The organism is Mycobacterium sp. E3251 (assembly GCF_001666835.1).
Lineage (GTDB): Bacteria > Actinomycetota > Actinomycetes > Mycobacteriales > Mycobacteriaceae > Mycobacterium.
The window spans coordinates 153972-172374 of the sequence record NZ_LZJF01000141.1 but is presented as its reverse complement, the minus strand read 5'-3'; the positions used below and the strand labels follow the sequence as shown (position 1 = coordinate 172374).

The window sequence follows — 18403 nt, the reverse complement described above, 5'->3', positions numbered from 1 at the left end:
CATGTCTTATGTCGCGGGCGCCGCCCAGATCGGAATCGTCGTGGCCGGGGCGCCGCTGGTGGTCGGACTGACCCGGCAGGTGCGCGCGCGCTGGGAAGGCCGCGTCGGCGGCGGCTTCTTGCAGCCGTGGCGCGACATCATCAAACAGCTTGGCAAGCAACAGATCACGCCGCGCGGGACGACCGTGGTGTTCGCGGCGGCACCCGCGATAGTCGCCGGAACCACACTCCTGATCGCGGCGGCCGCACCGCTGGTCGCCACCGGATCGCCACTGGATCCCAGCGCCGACCTGTTCGCCGTGGTCGGTTTGCTGTTCGTGGGCACCGTGGCGCTGACCCTGGCCGGCGTCGACACCGGCACCTCGTTCGGGGGCATGGGCGCCAGCCGCGAGATCACCATCGCCGCGCTGGTCGAACCCACCATTCTGCTGGCGGTGTTCGCACTGTCCATGCCGGCGGGATCAGCGAATCTCGGTGCGCTGGTCGCGCATACGATCACCCATCCCGGGCAGGTGGTGTCGCTGGCAGCGGTGCTCGCGTTCGCCGCGCTGGCGATCGTGATCGTCGCCGAGACCGGACGGCTACCGGTGGACAACCCGGCCACCCATCTCGAGCTGACGATGGTTCACGAGGCGATGGTCCTCGAATACGCGGGTCCGCGGCTGGCCCTGGTCGAGTGGGCGGCCGGGATGCGGCTGACCGTGCTCTTGGCGCTGCTGGCAAACCTGTTCGCGCCGTGGGGCATTGCCGGGGGCCGCCCCGGTGCCGTAGACATCGTTGTCGGTGTCGCGGCGTTGGCGGCCAAGGTCGCGTTGCTGGCGGGGTTGCTGGCCACCGTCGAGGTGTTCGTCGCCAAGCTGCGGCTGTTCCGGGTTCCCGAGTTGCTTGCCGGATCGTTCCTGCTGGCGTTGCTTGCGGTCGTGGCCGCCAACTTCTTCGTGGTTCCGACATGACGTACGGGTCGTTTTCGGTACTCGTCGACCTCGCCGCGGGCGGGCTGCTGTTGGCCGCCGTGCTGATCGTGTGGCGCCGCGACCTGGTCGCGATCATCCGTCTGCTGGCATGGCAGGGCGTCGCCCTGGCGGCCATCCCCGTCCTGCGGGGGGTCTACGACGGCGACGGTGCGCTCATCGGCGTCGGTGTGGCCGTGCTGATCTTGCGGGTTGCGGTGTTGCCGCGGCTGCTGGCCCGCGCGGGCGGCACCGAAGCGCGATCGCGCCGGGAGGCCACCCCGTTGGTGAACACCGCCACGTCGCTCCTCATCACCGCCGCGCTGACGTTGGCCGCGTTCGCCGCCACCGGGCCCCTGGTGAACCTGCAGCCCGCCGCCACGACCACCGCCGTTCCGGCCGCCACCGCGGTGGTGCTGATCGCGCTGTTCGTGATGGTCACGCGGCGGCATGCGGTGTCGCAGGCCGCGGGATTCCTCATGCTGGACAACGGGATCGCGGCCACCGCGTTTCTGCTCACCGCAGGGGTGCCGCTGATCGTCGAGCTCGGCGCCTCCCTGGACGTGTTGTTCGCGGTCATCGTGATCGGCGTTCTGACGGGCCGACTGGCCCGCGCGTTCGGCGGTGCGGACCTGGACGCGTTGCAGGAGTTGCACGACTGATGACCGGTTTACTGCTCGCGGCGATCCTCACCCCGGTCGGGGCCTCGGTCGCCGTCCTCATTGCCGGATGGCGGCGGGTGACAGCGACGCTGATCGTCGGATCGGCTGTCACGGTGCTCGCTTGTGGCGTGGCGCTCGCGGTCGGGGTCGGGTCGGGAACGCGGTTCGCACTGGGCGGCCTGCTGCGGCTCGACGCGCTCACCGTGACGATGCTGATCGTCATCGGAACCGTTGCCACACTGGCCACCTCGGCGAGCATCGGCTACCTCGATGCCGAACTCGCACACGGTCACGCCGACATGCGCGGTGCGCGGCTGTACGGGGCCCTGACGGCGGGCTTCCTGTCCGCGATGGTCGTCGCCGTGTGCGCCAACAACATCGGGGTGATCTGGATCGCGATCGAGGCGACCACAGTGATCACCGCCTTCCTGGTCGGGCACCGCCGCACCCGCGGTGCGCTCGAGGCGACGTGGAAGTACGTCGTGATCTGCTCGGTCGGCATCGCCATCGCCTTCCTCGGCACGGTGCTGCTCTACTACGCCGCCGAGCATGCCGGGGCGCCGGCCGGCGCGGCCCTCAATCTCGACGTGCTGGCGGCACATGCGGGCGGGCTCGATCCGGGCATCGCTCGGCTTGCGGGCGGGCTCCTGCTCGTCGGCTACGGCGCCAAGGCCGGGCTGTTTCCGTTCCATACCTGGTTGGCCGACGCCCACAGCCAGGCCCCTGCACCGGTGTCGGCTCTGATGAGCGGGGTGCTGCTGTCGGTGGCCTTCTCGGTACTGATCCGCCTCAAGCCGATCATCGGCACGGCCACCGGGGCCGCGTTCATGCGGACAGGCCTGCTGGTGCTCGGGCTGGCGACGCTGGTGGTCGCCGCCCTGATGCTGACCGTGACAACGGATTTCAAACGCATGCTCGCCTACTCCTCAATGGAGAACATGGGCCTGATCGCGATCGCCGCGGCCGCCGGAACCACGCTGGCCATCGCCGCGCTGCTGCTGCACGTCCTGGCCCACGGGATCGGCAAGACGGTCCTCTTCCTGGCGGGCGGCCAACTACAGGCCGCGCACAACTCCACGGCGATAGCCGACATCCGCGCCGTGCTGCGGCGCTCCCGCCTCGTCGGAGTGTCGCTCGCCGTCGGCGTGATTGTGTTGCTCGGTCTCCCGCCGTTCGCGATGTTCGCCAGCGAGCTGGCCATCGGCCGGTCGCTGGCCGACGCCCGGCTCGCCTGGGCGCTCGCCGCCGGCATGGCGCTGGTTGCGGTTTCCTTCGCCGCGTTGGCCCGGAACTCGGGCCGCATCCTGCTGGGCGGCCCGTCCGGCGCTCCCGAAATCGCGGTCCCGCGAACGGTGGCCGCCGCCCTGCTCGTCGGCGTTGCCGCATCGATCGCCCTCGGTGTCACCGCCGGCCCACTCACCGACCTGTTCACCGCCGCTGCCAGCGGTGTCGGGGGACCGCGATGAAGGCGCAATGGCAACGCCACCGGCTGTCTCAGAACAGGCTGGCCGAAACGGCAGAAGATCTGCTGGGCAAGGGATTCCGGTTGGCCCTGGTGGCCGCTCACGACGACGGCGCCGCTCTACGCGTCGTCTACCTGTTCCTCGCCGGATACCCGGATCGCCGCGTCGAGCTCGAATGCGTGGTGCCGAAGGATGATCCGAAGGTCCGATCGCTGGCCTACCTGTCCTTCCCGGCCAGCCGGTTCGAGCGCGAAATTGCGGACCTGTACGGGATCCGGCCCGTGGGGCACCCCAAGGCGCGCCCTCTGGTGCGGCACGCCCACTGGCCAGGGGACTGGTATCCAATGCGCCGCGACGCGTCGCCCGCACGCGAATTCGATGGCGCCGGCCGCTTCCCGTTCGTGACCGTCGAGGGTCCCGGCGTGTACGAAATCCCGGTGGGTCCGGTGCATGCGGGGTTGATCGAACCCGGCCATTTCCGCTTCTCCGTCGCCGGCGAAACCGTGCTGCGGCTCAAGGCCCGACTGTGGTTCGTCCACCGCGGCGTGGAGAAGCTGTTCGAGGGCCGGCCGGCCGGCGGCGCCGTCGATCTGGCCGAACGCGTCAGCGGCGACACCTCCGCCGCGCACGCGCTCGCCCACTGCCTCGCCGTCGAAGACGCGCTCGGAATGGAACTTCCCGACGACGTGCACCGGTTGCGGTCGCTGGTGGTCGAACTCGAACGCCTCTACAACCACGCCGCCGATCTGGGCGCGCTGGCCAACGACGTCGGGTTCGGGCTCGCCCACGCCCACGCTCAACGCATCCGCGAACAACTGCTGCGGCTCAACGCAGATGTCGCCGGGCATCGGCTGCTGCGCGGCGCCATCCGGCCGGGCGGAGTCGCGCTGCGGAGGCTACCCGACGTCGCCGACTTGAGATCCATTGCGGCCGACGTTGCGGAGGTCGCCGAGCTGACCCTGCGCAACTCCGTCGTGTACGACCGATTCGCCGGGACCGCCGTCCTGCACCGAGACGACGCCGAGTCCCTCGGCTGCCTGGGCTACGTCGCTCGGGCCAGCGGTGTGCGCACCGACGCCCGGCTCGAACACCCCACCATCGCACTGCCCGTCAACGAGACCGATGCTGCCGCGGGTGACGTGCTGGCCCGTTACACCGTGCGGCGCGACGAGTTCGCCGCATCCACCGAGCTGGCCTTCCACCTGATCGAATCACACAGGGGCCCAATCGAATACGCCGACAACCTGCCCGCGGCACGCATACCCGGCAGCGGCATCGGCATTGTCGAAGGCTGGCGCGGCACCATCGTCCACCGCGTCGAAACGGGCGGCACCAACCGGATCACTCGCGCGAAGATCGTCGACCCGTCCTGGTTCAACTGGCCCGCGCTGCCCGTCGCGATGGCCGACACGATCGTCCCTGACTTCCCGCTGGCCAACAAGAGCTTCAACCAGTCCTATGCCGGCAACGACCTCTGACGCGTCGCCGCTACGCTTCGCCCGCCAGGGCGAACCGGCCGTCGGCCGTCTGCGCGACCAGACCGTCGGCCAGCAACGAATACAGGGCCCGGTCCCGCTGCGCGGTATCGGTCAACCACGCCACGTCCAGCTCCGCCCGGGTGACCGGAGAGGCGTTGCCCCGCAACACGTCCAGCAGGCGTCCGCGGACCTGCCGGTCGGTTCCGGCGTAGGTCTGCACCCGCCGGGCCGGCCCCTGCGCCGGGGGATGACCGGCGTCCCGCCACGCGCACCGAGCAAGCGGGCACAGCCCGCATCGCGGCGATCGCGCGGTGCACACCGTCGCACCCAGTTCCATCAGGGCGACTGAATACCGCGGCGCCCTATCGTCGGCGGGCAGCAGCGCGTCGACGTCGGCGTGGTCGCGCGTCGCGGACGGGTTCCCGGCGTCGGCCCGCCCGTGCACGGCCCGCGCGACCACCCGGCGGACGTTGGTGTCCACCACCGGGACCCGTTGGCGGTAGGCGAAGCAGGCGATGGCGCGCGCGGTGTAGCTGCCGACGCCGGGCAGGGTCAGCAGGGTGTCGACGTCGTCGGGAACCACGTCGTCGTGCTCGCGCGCGATGACGGTCGCGCACTCGTGCAAGCGCTTGGCCCGCCTCGGATAACCCAGCTTGCCCCAGGCTCGCAGCACGTCGGCGGCGCTGGCGGCGGCGGTGGCCGAAGGGGTGGGCCACCGCCGCACCCAGTCCGACCAGATCGGCAGCACCCGCGACACCGGCGTCTGCTGCAGCATGAATTCGCTGACCAGAATCTGCCATGCGCTGACGCCGGGCTCCCGCCACGGCAGGTCGCGGCGGGACCGTTCGTACCAGTCGAGAAGGTCGGTAACTGATATGTGTTTCGGGCCGTTCTCCGGCGGATGCGGCATGATGTCAGCCATGCCTAACACCAGCCCAGTAACCGCGTGGAAAGCACTCAAAGAGGGTAACGAGCGATTCGTCGCCGGGAAGCCCCAGCATCCCAGCCAGAGTGTCGAACACCGGGCCAGCCTGGCCGCCGGCCAGAAGCCCACCGCGGTCGTGTTCGGTTGCGCGGACAGCCGGGTCGCCGCCGAGCTCATCTTCGACCAAGGCCTGGGCGACATGTTCGTGGTGCGTACCGCCGGACAGGCCATCGACTCGGCGGTGCTTGGCTCCATCGAGTTCGCGGTGACGGTGCTCGACGTGCCGCTGATCGTTGTCCTGGGCCACGACAGTTGCGGCGCCGTCAAGGCCGCCCTGTCGGCCATCAACGACGGTTCGATCCCGGGCGGCTTCGTGCGAGACGTGGTGGAGCGGGTCGCCCCCTCGATACTGATGGGCCGCCGCGACGGCCTCAGCCGCGTCGACGAGTTCGAGGCGCGCCATGTGCGCGAGACCATCGCCCAGTTGACGTCGCGCTCGTCGGCGATCTCCGAACGGATTGCCGAGGGCACGCTGGCGATAGCGGGCGCCACCTATCACCTGGCCGACGGGCGGGCGGCGCTGGTCGACCACGTGGGCGACATAGGCGAATAGCGGCGAATCGCCCCGGTTCGGCCCCGCCACTAACACGGCGATCAGCCAGCAAACCCCGCGACACGCCGGGGCGGGTCAGGCAACTCGACGTGACCTGGACCTACGCTGCAAACGTGCTGGATCTGGAACCGCGTGGCCCGCTACCTACCGAGATCTATTGGCGGCGCCGTGGCCTGGCCGTGGGCGTCGCGGTCGTCGTCGTAGGGATCGTGGTCGCCGCGGTCATTGCCTTCATGGGACACAACACGGGCGCCAAGCCCGCCAGTGCCGACAAACCCAATTCCGCTCAGAGCAAGCCCGGCTCGCCGGCGCCGCAGGCGCCTCCGCCGGCCGCGCCCGGGGAGCAGCCCAATCCGGGGGTGCCCCAACAGGGCCAGAACCCCGAGATGCCCACCCCGACCGCCGCGGTGCAGCCGCCGCCGGTGCTGAAGGAGGGCGACGACTGCCCCGATTCGACGCTGGCGGTCAAGGGCCTGACCAATGCGCCCCAGTACTTCATCGGCGATCAGCCGAAATTCACCATGGTCGTCACCAACATCGGCCTGGTGTCCTGCAAGCGGGACGTCGGCGCCGCGGTGCTGGCGGCATACGTGTACTCGTTGGACAACAAGCGACTGTGGTCCAACCTGGACTGCGCGCCCTCCAACGAGACGCTGATCAAGACCTTCACCCCGGGCGAGCAGGTGACGACAGCGGTGACGTGGACGGGAATGGGGTCGGCACCGCACTGCCCGCTGCCCCGGCCGGCGATCGGGCCGGGCACTTACAACCTCGTCGTGCAACTGGGCAACCTGCGCTCGCAGCCGGTTCCGTTCATCCTGAACCAGCCGCCACCGCCGCCGGGCCCGGCGCCCGGGCCAGGTCAGGCCGCCGCGCCGCCGCCGGAGGCGCCGCCGGTCGCGCCGGTTCCCGCCGGCTAACTCAGCGGGTCGGAGATCGTCGACTCCGCGAGCTGCGATAGACCCTCGCGCACGTGGCGGGCCCACATCGCGCCGATGCCCTCGACCGACTGCAGGTCGCCGGCGCTGGCCGCCAACAAGCCCTGCAGCGTCCCGAACGACCGGACCAGTAGGTCGGAGTGAGCGAACTGCAGCCGCGGGATGCTGGCCAACGCGCGGTAGCCGCGCGGACTCACGGCCGAGTCCTGCGCCTCGGCCGTGGTCGGGTAGCCGAAAACCTTTGCCAGCGCGGTGAGTTCGAGTAGCTCGGTGTCCGAGAGGGCGTCCAGCTCGTCGAGGGTCGCGGTCATCTGCGCTTTGGACAGCGGCTCCGGGCTGGCGTGGTAGTCGCGCACGGTCAGTTCCCGCGCGATGTCGTTGCCGCCCAGCAGCTCGTCGAGCTGCAGGCGCAGCTGACGCCCGTCGGTGCCCAACTCGACGACGTCGTAATCGATCACGAGACCGATTCGCCGGACCAGCTCGAGCCGCTGCACCACCGTCATCACGTCGCGCAGCGTGACGAAGTCCTCGATCTCGGCGAGCGACAGCTGCCTGCTCACCTCGTCGAGCCGGGTCTTGTACCGCTCCAGGGTCGCGATCGCCTGGTTGGCCCGCGACAGGATGGTCGCGGAGTCGGCCACCACGTGGCGCTCCCCGCCGACGTAGACGGTCACGATGTTCATCGAGTGGCTCACCGAGATCACCGGATAGCCGGTCTGAATCGCCGCCCGTTCCGCCGAGCGGTGCCGCGTCCCGGATTCGTCGGTGGGTATCGACGGGTCCGGCACCAGCTGCACGTTGGCCCGCACGATGCGGCTGCCGTCGGTGGACAGCACGACCGCGCCGTCCATTTTCGCGAGCTCGCGCAGCCGGGTCGGCGCGTACCGGACGTCGAGGGCGAAGCCGCCGTCACAGATGGCTTCGACGTTTTCGTCGTTGCCGATGACGATGAGCGCACCGGTGCGGCCACGCAGGATGCGCTCCAGGCCGTCGCGCAGCCCGGTGCCCGGCGCCAGGCGGGCGACGGTCTCACGCAGTGTCGGACGTGTCACAGCGTGTCATTGTGCGGCCCCGCCGCGTTATGCGTCCAGCCGTTGCGCGGCTCGGCGATGGCTTTCACGTGTTGCAGCGCCGCGACGATGGTCGGTGCCCGCAGCGCCCGCATCCCTTCGGGAACGATCTCGCGGCGGGGGTCGTCGCCGTCCGGGATGAGGGCGATGCTGAAGCCCTGGCGCGCGGCCTCGGCCAGCCGCCGCTCCATTCCGCTGACCCGCCGCAGGTCGCCCGCCAGCCCCACCTCGCCGATCATCACCGCCGTCGTCGGCAGCGGCCGGTCGGAGTACGCGGAGGCCAGCGCGATCGCGACGGCCAGATCCGACGACGGATCCGTCAGCCGCATCCCGCCCACGGTGGACAGGTAGATGTCGTGGACGCTGACGGGCAACCTGCCGTGCTTTTCCAGCACGGCGCTGATCATGGCGGCCCGGGAGGGGTCGATACCGCTGACGGCGCGGCGCGGCGAGCCGCCCCCGGGGGTTGCCAGCAGCGCCTGCACCTCCCCGATCAGCGGTCGCTTACCGTCCAGCGTCACGGTGATGGCGGTGCCGGCGACCGGCGCCGGCCGTTGATCCAGAAAGAGGTTCGACGGGTCGGAAACGTCCTCGATCCCGCTGTCGTGCAACGTGAAACAGCCGACCTCGTCAGCCGCCCCGAACCGGTTCTTGATCCCGCGGACCATCCGCAGCGACCCGCTGCGGTCTCCCTCGAAATGCAGCACCACGTCGACCAGGTGTTCCAGCGAACGCGGCCCGGCGATCGCCCCGTCCTTGGTGACGTGGCCGACCAGGATCAGTGCGACGCCGTCGGCCTTCGCGGCCGCGGTCAGCGCGGCGGTGACCGCGCGGACCTGCGTGACCCCGCCGGCGACGCCGTCGGCCTCGGTCGTCGACATGGTTTGAACGGAGTCCACGATCACCAGGGCGGGCCGCAGGGTCGCGATGTGGTCCAGCACCGTGTGCACGTCGGATTCGGCGGCCAGGTAGACCTCGTCGGCGCCGCAGCCCATCCGGTCCGCACGCAGCCGGATCTGGCCGGCGGACTCCTCACCGGAGATGTACAGCGCGCGCCGGCCCGAAAGCGCCCAGCGATGGGCGACTTTGAGCAGCAGCGTCGACTTTCCCACGCCCGGATCGCCGGCCAGCAGCGTGACCGAACCGGGCACCACGCCGCCCCCGAGCACCCGGTCGAGTTCCCCGACGCCGGTCGAGCGGTGCTGGCTGGCGTTGGGTTCGACGGAGGTGATCGGGACCGGCCGGGAAGCGGAAGCCGCGGCCGAACCCGCTCGGCGGCCGCCGACCGCGGTCAGTACCGGCGCCTCGTCGACAGTGCCCCAGGTGCCGCACTCCAAGCAGCGGCCCACCCACTTGGCGGTGACGTGCTGACATTCGGAGCAGCGGTATTGCGAGCGCGGATTTGCCACGCCATGACGGTATCGAGCCGGTACGACAAATCCCGGCTATGACAGGCGGTTACGCGCGCCTAGCTTTGCTGGGGCGGGTTCAGCCCGGCCGAAACCGGCACCAGCACCGTGGCCTGTCCGGCCTTCTCGAAATTGAAGGTGAAGTTGTACAGGAGGCCGTTGCTGATCGGCTTGGCGAGGGTGACCGTCGCCTTGGCCGCGTTGGTGTTGGAGCCGAGGGGACCGGGCTGCACCCTCTGGCCCTCCGGCGTCCCGATCATCAGCGTGCCGCCGGCGGGCAGGCGACCGTCTCCGCTCAAGGCCACCGAGCCGACGTCACTGGTGATGCTGACCAACCGGTCCGGCGTGTCGGGCGACTGGTTGATGGCCACCAGCGCCAGATCGACCGTCCGCCCCGGCTGCACGGCCTCACCGGTCTGCGCGGCCTGCATGCGGATGTCGCGCAGCGCCACGTTGTTGAAGGTGACCTTGTTGCCGTTGATGGCGGGCTCCTGGACGGCCATCTGGGAGACTTGGCCGGCCCCACAGCCACTCAGCAGGACCGCGAGCACCGCGACCAGGCCGACGAGCGCGGCCCGGAACGAGAGGCTGATCTCGAATCGGTTCACTCAATGCCTCCTGCTGGGCCGGTTCGACTGATGCAACTATGCACAGTAGTAGGAAGGTTTCGCGCGCGGTAGCGCGGGGCGTAAGACCAGCCCGGGAGCCGATCCCGCGGGGCCTCCTACGGCGCTCAGGGGCCGCCCTCGGGGGCGGATGGGCGCATTGGTAATGTGCATCACTGCACGTTCTGCTCCCCCTGTCAACCCCTAATCTGCGCGTGTTGTGCCCCTGACCTGCATCGTTGCTCCACGCGCGATTGGGCGGCCGTGTTAGACTGAAGTAACGAAAGGGGCTCGAATCAGATGATCTTCAAGGTCGGCGACACCGTTGTTTACCCGCATCACGGTGCTGCGTTAGTCGAGGCGATTGAAACCCGCACCATCAAAGGGGAACAAAAGGAATATCTCGTCTTGAAGGTGGCGCAGGGAGACCTCACAGTTCGAGTACCCGCCGACAACGCTGAGTACGTCGGTGTTCGCGACGTCGTCGGGCAAGAAGGCCTCGACAAGGTGTTCCAGGTGCTGCGGGCTCCGCACACCGAAGAGCCGACCAACTGGTCGCGCCGCTACAAGGCCAATCTGGAAAAGCTGGCCTCCGGCGATGTCAACAAGGTGGCTGAGGTAGTTCGCGACCTGTGGCGTCGCGACCAGGAGCGCGGTCTGTCCGCCGGCGAGAAGCGCATGCTGGCCAAGGCCCGCCAGATCCTCGTGGGCGAATTGGCGCTGGCCGAGAGCACCGACGACGCCAAGGCGGAAACCATCCTCGACGAGGTTCTGGCCGCCGCTTCCTGAAGGCCCTGATTCTTCGGTGGTCACGGGGACGGTCTCCTCGGGCACGGTTGTCGCAGTGGTCCCGGCCGCAGGGTCGGGCGAGCGACTCGGCGCCGGCATCCCCAAGGCATTCTGCGAGGTCGGCGGACGCACTTTGCTGGACCGCTCCGTCGAGGGTTTGCTGGAATCCGGGGTCGTCGACCATGTGGTCGTCGCCGTCCCGGCGGCCCGGGTCGACGAGGCCAAGCGGGCCCTGGGGGAGCGGGCGACCGTCGTTTCCGGTGGGGCCGACCGCACCACATCGGTGAGCCTGGCGTTGGCCGCACTCGCCGGTGAACCCGATTTCGTCCTGGTCCACGACGCCGCGCGCGCCCTGACCCCGCCCGAACTGATCGTGCGCGTGGTGGACGCGTTGCGGGCCGGGCACGACGCCGTCGTGCCGGCGCTGCCCCTGCATGACACCATCAAGGCCGTGGACGCCAACGGCGTGGTGCTGGGCACGCCCGAGCGGGCCGGACTGCGCGCCGTGCAGACGCCGCAAGGCTTCGCCCGTGAGTTGCTGCTGCGGGCGTACCAGCGGGCCGGCACCGCCGATTTCACCGATGACGCCTCGCTCGTCGAGCATGTCGGCGGTCAGGTCCAGGTGGTCGACGGTGACGTGCTGGCATTCAAGATCACCACCCAGCTCGATTTGTTGCTGGCCGAAGCGGTCGTGCGCCGGTGAGCGAGCTGCCTCGGGTCGGCCTCGGGGTCGACGTGCACCCGATCGAACCCGGGCGGCCCTGCTGGCTGGTGGGTCTGCTGTTTCCCGGCGCCGACGGCTGCGCCGGGCACTCCGACGGCGACGTCGGGGCGCACGCGCTGTGCGACGCGCTGCTGTCGGCCGCGGGGCTGGGCGACATCGGTGCCGTCTTCGGGGTCGACGACCCACGCTGGAAAGGGGTCAGCGGCGCCGACATGCTGCGCCACGTCGTCGATTTGGTGGCGCGGGACGGTTTTCGGGTCGGAAACGCCGCGGTGCAGGTGATCGGCAACCAGCCGAAGGTCGGTCCGCGCCGGGCCGAGGCGCAGCGCGTGCTGTCGGAGCTGCTCGGGGCTCCGGTCTCGGTGGCGGCGACCACCACCGACGGGCTGGGCCTGACCGGCCGCGGCGAGGGCCGCGCCGCCATCGCCACTGCGTTGGTAATCACGGCCGGCTAAGGCGTGCGCAGCGCCGGGCAACTCGGAACCACCCGGTAAGCTGGCACGTCGTGACCGATCGCGCCCGCTTGCGGCTACACGACACCGCGGCCGGTGCCGTGCGCGATTTCGTTCCGCTGCGCGAGGGCCACGTCTCCATCTACCTGTGTGGCGCCACCGTTCAGGGCCTGCCGCACATCGGCCATGTCCGCAGCGGCGTGGCCTTCGACATCCTGCGCCGCTGGCTGATGGCGCGCGGCTGCGACGTCGCCTTCATTCGCAACGTCACCGACATCGACGACAAGATCCTCAACAAGGCCGCCGCGGCCGGCCGGCCGTGGTGGGAATGGGCCGCGACCTACGAACGCGCGTTCAGCGCCGCCTACGACGCCCTGGACGTCCTGCCGCCGTCGGCCGAGCCCCGAGCCACCGGGCACATCACCCAGATCGTCGAATTGATCGAGCGGCTGATCGAAACCGGTCATGCCTACACCGGCGGCGGCGACGTCTATTTCGACGTGCTCAGCTATCCGGAGTACGGCGCGCTGTCGGGGCACAAGATCGACGACGTCCACCAGGGTGAGGGGGCGGCCACCGGCAAGCGCGATCAACGCGACTTCACGCTGTGGAAGGGTGCCAAACCGGGTGAGCCGTCCTGGCCCACACCGTGGGGCCGGGGACGGCCGGGCTGGCATTCGGAGTGCGTGGCGATGGCGCACGAATATCTCGGTCCGGAGTTCGACATTCACTGTGGCGGGATGGACTTGGTCTTCCCGCACCACGAGAACGAGATCGCGCAGAGCCGCGCCGCCGGCGACGGCTTCGCCCGCTACTGGCTGCACAACGGCTGGGTCACCATGGGCGGCGAGAAGATGAGCAAGTCGCTGGGCAACGTGCTGGCGATACCGGCGCTCTTGCAGCGGGTGCGACCGGCGGAGCTGCGCTACTACCTGGGCAGCGCGCACTACCGGTCGATGCTGGAATTCTCCGACACCGCACTGCAGGACGCGGTGAAAGCCTATGTGGGCGTTGAGGAATTCCTGCACCGCGTCCGCGTTCGCGTCGGAGCCGTCGAGCCCGGCGAATGGACTCCGCGGTTCGCCGAGGCGCTCGACGACGACTTGGCGGTTCCGGCAGCGCTGGCCGAGGTGCACCACGCCCGGGCCGAGGGCAACCGCGCCCTCGACACCGGCGACCACGACGGCGCGTTGCGGCAAGCCCGCGCGATCCGCACCATGATGGGCATCTTGGGCTGCGACCCGCTCGACGAGCGCTGGGAAACCCGCGACGAGACGACGGCCGCGCTGGCCGCGGTCGACGTGTTGGTGCGGGCCGAACTGGAGAACCGGGAAAAGGCTCGCGAGCAACGCAATTGGGCGCTCGCCGACGAGATCCGAGACCGGCTGAAGATCGCCGGCATCGAGGTCACCGACACCGCGGACGGGCCGCAATGGGAACTGCTCGCCCGCGAAGAAAAGCACGGCGGTTAGATGGCCGGCAATTCGCGGCGCCGCGGGGCAATACGCAAAGCGGGCACCAAGAAAGGACCCACCGTGGGTTCGGGCGGCCAGCGTCGCCGCGCGCTCGAGGGCCGCGGTCCCACGCCGCCGGCGCACCTGCGTCCGCACCATCCCGCCGCCAAGCGTGCCCAGTCGCCGCCGCGGCGGCCTGCCAAGCGGACCACCGACGAGACGGAGACGGTGCTCGGCCGCAACCCGGTGCTGGAGTGCCTGCGGGCCGGCGTCCCGGCGACCGCGCTGTACGTGGCCCTGGGCACCGAGGCCGACGAGCGGGTCACCGAAAGCGTCACCCGCGCAGCGGATGCGGGCATCTCGATCCTCGAGGTGCCGCGTGCCGACCTGGACCGGATGACGAGCAACCACCTGCATCAGGGCATCGCGCTGCAGGTGCCGCCGTACGACTACGCCCACCCCGACGACCTGTTGACCACCGCGATCAACTCGCCGCCCGCCCTGCTGGTCGCGCTGGACAACATCTCCGATCCGCGCAACCTCGGCGCGATCGTGCGTTCGGTCGCAGCGTTCGGCGGTCACGGTGTGCTGATCCCGCAGCGACGCTCGGCGTCGGTGACGGCGGTGGCCTGGCGCACCAGCGCCGGGGCCGCTGCGCGCATCCCGGTGGCAAGGGCCACCAATCTCACTCGGACGCTCAAGGATTGGGCCGACCGCGGCATCCGGGTGATCGGGCTGGACGCCGACGGTGACACCGTTGTCGACGACATGGACGGCGCCGACCCGCTCGTGGTGGTCGTCGGATCGGAAGGCAAAGGGCTCTCGCGACTGGTCCGGCAGAACTGCGACCAGGTGGTGTCCATTCCGATGGCCGGGCACGCCGAATCGCTGAACGCCTCGGTGGCCGCCGGGGTGGTGCTCGCCGAGATCGCGCGCCAGCGCAGGGCTTAAACCCGGTGCGCCGCTGGCCTGTGCGCCTCGGCGCCGCGCTGGCCCTACTCATCGTGCTTGCGCCCGCGACCGCCGCTCAGGCCCCCGAATTCGACCTGCAGGCTCATCGCGGCGGGCGCGGGGAGACGACGGAGGAGTCGTTGCGGGCCTTCGCGAAGTCACTCGAATTAGGCGTCAGCACGCTCGAACTCGACATCAACATCACCAGAGACGGGCAACCGCTGGTGTGGCACGATCCGACGATCGACGCCGAGAAATGCGCCGACACCGGGCCCGCCTTCGCCGGCGATCCGCAGTATCCCTACGTCGGCAAGTTGGTGTACGAACTGACCCTGTCCCAGATTCGCACGCTGGACTGCGGGCGGCGCCTGGCCGAGTTTCCCGATGCCGAAGTGGTGCGGGGCAACAAGATAGCCGTCCTGCCGGAAGTGTTCGCGTTGGCCGATTCCTACCATGCGGCCGTGCGCTACAACATCGAGACGAAGGTGGCCGCCGACAAGCCCGGCACCTCGGCCGGTCCCCAACAGTTCGTCGACGTGATACTGGCGGCGGTCAGGTCGGCCGACAAGATCGACCGGGTTGAGATCCAGAGCTTCGACTGGCGGACCCTGCCGTTGGTGCACGCAGCAGAGCCGTCCATTCCGTTGGTGGCGTTGTACAACGAAGAGACCTGGGCGCCGGATTCACCATGGCTGGCCGGGGAGAACGCCACCGCCATCGTTGACCCGATGATCGGGGCGAAGCTGGTGGGCGCAAACATCATCTCGCCCAGGTACAAGCTGGTCGCGGGCAAACCGTACGTCGATCGCGCGCATGCGCTGGGGCTCAAGGTGATCCCGTGGACGGTCGACGACGCGGCCGCCATGCGCGACCAGATCGCCGATGGCGTCGACGGCATCATCACCGACTTCCCGACACTGCTGCGCGGCGTGCTCGCCGGGCTCGGGATGCCGCTGCCGCCGGCCTACCACCGCGGTTAGACGCCGAGCAGCCGCGCCGACCCCCACAGCGCGACGACCGCGACGACCAGCGACGCGGGCACGGTGCACAGCCCGAGCCGGGTGTATTCCCAGACGCCGGCATCGACGTCGTGCTGGCGAAGCACACGCCGCCACAACAGGTTCGACAGGGACCCGACGTAGGTGAGGTTGGGTCCGATGTTGACCCCGAGCAGGACGGCCAGAATCGCGATCGGTCCGCTCGGCGCGACCAGTGGCAGCAGCACCAGGGTGGCGGGCAGGTTGTTCACGACGTTGGCCAGCACCGCGGCCACCACGGCGATGGCGAGCAGCGCGGGCAGCGTCGAACCGGTCGGCAGCACCGCCGACATCGCCCTGTCCATGCCGTTGAGCATGACCGCCCGCACGACGACGCCCAGCGCGAGCACGAACGCCAGGAACGACACGTGCGCCGAACGCGCGATGTCCACCACCGAGGTGTGCCCACGGCTCAGGCTGCGCACGGCCAGGGCCGCGGCGCCGGCGAGCGCCACCCAGGCGGGGGCCACCCCGACGGACTGGGCGACCGCGAAGCCGGCCAGCGTCAGCCCGACCACCACCAACACGAACACGGGCGGCCTCGGCGCCGGCCCGGGTTGTTCCGGGTGCGGCTGCACGCGCAGGTCGGCGGCGAAAAACCAGCGGAATATCGCATACAGCGTTACCACCGCGCCCACCCACGGCAACGCCATCAACAAGGTGAACCTCGTGAAGGAAAGGCCGGCGGTGTGAAACGCCAGCAGGTTGGTCAGGTTGGACACCGGGAGCAGCAGGGAGGCGCCGTTGGCCAGGTGCGCGGTGGCATAGGCGTACGGCCGCAACGGGGTTCGCAGCCGGCGGACGCCGGCCAGCACGACCGGGGTCAGCAGCACCACCGCGGTGTCCAGGCTCAGCACGGCGGTGATCAGGGAGGCGATGACGAAAACCCGCAACAGCAGGCCGCCCGACCCGACGCGGCCGCGCGTCATCGCCGCACCAGCCGCCTCGAACAGGCCCTCGTCGTCGCACAGCTTGGCCAGCACCAGCACCGCGCCCAGGAACCCGACCACCCCCGAAAGACCGGCCACCTCCTCGCTCGCCTGACGCACCGAGATGGCGCCGACCGCGATCAGGATGAGGGCCGCGGGGACCGCCGCCGCCGCCTCCGGCCAGCCCCTCGGGCGCACGACGGCGAAGGCCAGGACGGCAGCGAGCAGCAGCAGCGCAAGGGTCAGGGTCAAGGTATTCAGGCCCAGGGGTTTTCGCGCCGCCACACCGTCGGCAGGTGCAGCGCGACACCGTCGGCTGCGGCCAACTCGTCGAGGATGCGGATGGACGCGTCCAGGTCATCACCCGCATAGGGCAAGGCCCGCAACGGCTTTGACAGGGGCCGGAAGAAGTCGTCCCAGTGAATGAGGATCACCCGGCGCGCCCCTACCGCGCGCACGGTTTCGGTCCAGTAGTCGACCAGGTATGGCTTCGGTTGCAGCCCCAACTGCCCGGCGCTCAGATACACGGCTTCGGCGCGGTGGCCCGACAGCGCGCCCTTGACGAAACCGGCGCTGCCCTGGATCAGCAGCCGCCGGCCAGACGGGCGGTGGTGCACCAGCGTCGACCAGGCCTCCCCGCAGCGGTAGGCGGACGCCCTGACCGGCGGGGTCAGCGGCGCGTCGATCACGCCGGGAAACCGGTCCGGCGGGCAGTGATGGGATTCGACCAGCGTTACGTCGAAGGCACCCAAGGCAATTGGCTCGGCGCTGGTGGCGACGACGAGCCTGTCCTCGGGTAGTCCATATCCGCGCCCGACGTTGGCCGCCGACCGGCCGCCGACCAGTCGCGCCCCGGTGCGGTCGGCGACCAGCGCGGAGTCGAGCACGTGGTCGATGTGCGTGTGCACCGGGATCACGGCCTCCAGCCGGGACACCTTGGCCCGGGCCAGGCAGCCGTCGACGCGTGCCGGCGACGGTGCCACCTTGCCTGTGGCGACCCGCGCGAGGCCGGGCCGGGAGAAGTAGCCGTCGGTCAGCAGCGCCGACGACCCATCGTCGATCAGCAGCGTCGCCACGCCCATCCAGGTCACCGACAGGGACCCCGGCTCGGCGGCGGGGGCGTCGAACCGGTCCGCGTACCGTCCGATGTCGGGCCGGCCGAGTTTCACCCGCATCAGCCGAACGCCCCGATCTCGACGCCGGCGGCGGCGAGCCCGTCGCGGACGGCGGCCGCGATCTGCACCGCACCGGGCGAATCGCCGTGCACGCAGACCGATTCCGCGCTGACCGTGACCGGTGTGCCGTCCACGGCGGTGACCCGGCCGGAGGTCACCATGCCCACCACGCGGTCGGCGATTGCCGCGGGGTCGTGCAGCACTGCGCCGGGTTCGCGCCGGGACACCAACTGACCGTCCGCCCGGTAGGCGCGGTCGGCGAAGGCCTCGGCCACCGTGCGCAGGCCGCGGCGCGAGGCCTCGTCGAAGAACACCGAGCCCGCCATGCCCAGCACCGGCAGCGCCGGGTCCACCAGCCGCACCGCCTCCGCGACGGCGCTCGCCTGGTCGCGGTTGCTCACGATCGTGTTGTACAGGGCCCCATGGGGTTTGACGTAGGAAACCGCGGAACCCGATGCGCGCGCGATCGCCTGCAGAGCGCCGATCTGATACACGACATCGGCGACCAGGTCGTCGGCGGCGACGTCGATGAAGCGCCTGCCGAACCCGGCCAAGTCCCGATAGCTCACCTGCGCGCCGATGCGGACGCCGCGCTCGGCTGCCGCCCGGCAGACCCGCGATAATCCGGTCGGATCACCCGCGTGGAATCCGCACGCCACGTTGGCGCTGGTGACGATCCGCAGCATGGCGTCGTCATCTCCGAGGCGCCAGACGCCGAAGCCCTCGCCAAGGTCGGCGTTGAGGTCGATGCGGGCCACCCGCTCAGCTTATGGGGCAGCG

19 protein-coding genes are annotated in these 18403 nt (G+C 70.1%); 12 read left to right on the top strand and 7 right to left on the bottom strand.

Going from position 1 to position 18403, the window contains the following annotated elements; translation table 11 throughout:
* The first annotated feature begins 1 nt into the window (after position 1).
* The 4 genes from A5697_RS17620 to A5697_RS17605 are packed head-to-tail and all read left to right on the top strand — an operon-like array spanning position 2 to position 4552.
* On the top strand, positions 2-952 hold the full coding sequence (locus A5697_RS17620; RefSeq protein WP_068011532.1) for a respiratory chain complex I subunit 1 family protein: 951 nt from the start codon (positions 2-4) through the stop codon (positions 950-952).
* The gene (locus A5697_RS17615; protein WP_068011512.1) at positions 949-1611 is read left to right on the top strand and encodes a hypothetical protein; all 663 of its coding nucleotides are present in this window, start codon (positions 949-951) and stop codon (positions 1609-1611) included. The genes A5697_RS17620 and A5697_RS17615 overlap by 4 nt, the downstream gene beginning before the upstream one ends.
* Positions 1611-3077, top strand: coding sequence for a proton-conducting transporter membrane subunit (locus A5697_RS17610; RefSeq protein ID WP_068011511.1), 1467 nt, complete (start codon positions 1611-1613; stop codon positions 3075-3077). The genes A5697_RS17615 and A5697_RS17610 overlap by 1 nt, the downstream gene beginning before the upstream one ends.
* Positions 3074-4552: an NADH-quinone oxidoreductase subunit C gene (locus A5697_RS17605; RefSeq protein ID WP_068011510.1), complete on the top strand. Its 1479-nt coding sequence runs from the start codon at positions 3074-3076 to the stop codon at positions 4550-4552. Before A5697_RS17610 ends, A5697_RS17605 begins: the two co-directional genes overlap by 4 nt.
* 10 nt (positions 4553-4562) lie before the next feature.
* Here the strand turns inward: A5697_RS17605 and A5697_RS17600 are convergent, their stop codons facing one another.
* The gene (locus A5697_RS17600; protein WP_068011509.1) at positions 4563-5474 is read right to left on the bottom strand and encodes an A/G-specific adenine glycosylase; all 912 of its coding nucleotides are present in this window, start codon (positions 5472-5474) and stop codon (positions 4563-4565) included.
* Here A5697_RS17600 and A5697_RS17595 point away from each other — a divergent pair.
* Both A5697_RS17595 and A5697_RS17590 read left to right on the top strand, forming a co-directional pair.
* A complete protein-coding gene (locus tag A5697_RS17595; protein WP_068011508.1) occupies positions 5473-6090 on the top strand; it encodes a carbonic anhydrase in 618 nt (205 codons plus the stop codon). The two genes, A5697_RS17600 and A5697_RS17595, sit on opposite strands and share 2 nt — an antisense overlap.
* A gap of 113 nt (positions 6091-6203) precedes the next feature.
* The gene (locus A5697_RS17590) at positions 6204-7010 is read left to right on the top strand and encodes a hypothetical protein (protein WP_156673342.1); all 807 of its coding nucleotides are present in this window, start codon (positions 6204-6206) and stop codon (positions 7008-7010) included.
* Here A5697_RS17590 and disA read toward each other — a convergent pair.
* Genes disA through A5697_RS17575 form a run of 3 tightly spaced genes read right to left on the bottom strand, consistent with a single transcriptional unit; the run spans position 7007 to position 10115 of the window.
* Positions 7007-8080: a DNA integrity scanning diadenylate cyclase DisA gene (gene disA / locus A5697_RS17585; RefSeq protein WP_066955447.1), complete on the bottom strand. Its 1074-nt coding sequence runs from the start codon at positions 8078-8080 to the stop codon at positions 7007-7009. The two genes, A5697_RS17590 and disA, sit on opposite strands and share 4 nt — an antisense overlap.
* Positions 8077-9507, bottom strand: coding sequence for a DNA repair protein RadA (radA, locus tag A5697_RS17580; RefSeq protein WP_067944958.1), 1431 nt, complete (start codon positions 9505-9507; stop codon positions 8077-8079). The genes disA and radA overlap by 4 nt, the downstream gene beginning before the upstream one ends.
* A gap of 59 nt (positions 9508-9566) precedes the next feature.
* On the bottom strand, positions 9567-10115 hold the full coding sequence (locus A5697_RS17575; protein ID WP_067944960.1) for a hypothetical protein: 549 nt from the start codon (positions 10113-10115) through the stop codon (positions 9567-9569).
* Between the two features lie 297 nt (positions 10116-10412).
* On the opposite strand from A5697_RS17575, the gene carD reads away from it, so the two are divergent.
* The 6 genes from carD to A5697_RS17545 are packed head-to-tail and all read left to right on the top strand — an operon-like array spanning position 10413 to position 15462.
* A complete protein-coding gene (gene carD / locus A5697_RS17570) occupies positions 10413-10901 on the top strand; it encodes an RNA polymerase-binding transcription factor CarD (RefSeq protein ID WP_007166539.1) in 489 nt (162 codons plus the stop codon).
* A 16-nt stretch (positions 10902-10917) separates the two neighbouring features.
* Positions 10918-11604 carry a 2-C-methyl-D-erythritol 4-phosphate cytidylyltransferase gene (gene ispD / locus A5697_RS17565; protein ID WP_068011507.1) on the top strand — a complete coding sequence of 229 codons (687 nt, stop codon included), beginning with the start codon at positions 10918-10920 and terminating at the stop codon, positions 11602-11604.
* A complete protein-coding gene (gene ispF, locus A5697_RS17560) occupies positions 11601-12080 on the top strand; it encodes a 2-C-methyl-D-erythritol 2,4-cyclodiphosphate synthase (RefSeq protein ID WP_068011506.1) in 480 nt (159 codons plus the stop codon). Before ispD ends, ispF begins: the two co-directional genes overlap by 4 nt.
* Before the next feature lie 50 nt (positions 12081-12130).
* Positions 12131-13549, top strand: coding sequence for a cysteine--tRNA ligase (gene cysS, locus A5697_RS17555; protein WP_067944965.1), 1419 nt, complete (start codon positions 12131-12133; stop codon positions 13547-13549).
* Positions 13550-14482 carry a 23S rRNA (guanosine(2251)-2'-O)-methyltransferase RlmB gene (rlmB, locus tag A5697_RS17550; protein ID WP_068011505.1) on the top strand — a complete coding sequence of 311 codons (933 nt, stop codon included), beginning with the start codon at positions 13550-13552 and terminating at the stop codon, positions 14480-14482.
* 5 nt (positions 14483-14487) lie between these two features.
* Positions 14488-15462 carry a glycerophosphodiester phosphodiesterase gene (locus tag A5697_RS17545; protein WP_369806124.1) on the top strand — a complete coding sequence of 325 codons (975 nt, stop codon included), beginning with the start codon at positions 14488-14490 and terminating at the stop codon, positions 15460-15462.
* On the opposite strand, the gene A5697_RS17540 is transcribed toward A5697_RS17545, so the two are convergent.
* The 3 genes from A5697_RS17540 to A5697_RS17530 are packed head-to-tail and all read right to left on the bottom strand — an operon-like array spanning position 15459 to position 18381.
* Positions 15459-16700, bottom strand: a complete 1242-nt coding sequence (locus A5697_RS17540; RefSeq protein ID WP_068011531.1) for an SLC13 family permease — start codon at positions 16698-16700, stop codon at positions 15459-15461. The two genes, A5697_RS17545 and A5697_RS17540, sit on opposite strands and share 4 nt — an antisense overlap.
* A gap of 5 nt (positions 16701-16705) precedes the next feature.
* Positions 16706-17623: an MBL fold metallo-hydrolase gene (locus A5697_RS17535; RefSeq protein WP_068011503.1), complete on the bottom strand. Its 918-nt coding sequence runs from the start codon at positions 17621-17623 to the stop codon at positions 16706-16708.
* The gene (locus tag A5697_RS17530) at positions 17623-18381 is read right to left on the bottom strand and encodes a LamB/YcsF family protein (RefSeq protein WP_068011502.1); all 759 of its coding nucleotides are present in this window, start codon (positions 18379-18381) and stop codon (positions 17623-17625) included. Before A5697_RS17530 ends, A5697_RS17535 begins: the two co-directional genes overlap by 1 nt.
* Between the last annotated feature and the right edge of the window lie 22 nt (positions 18382-18403).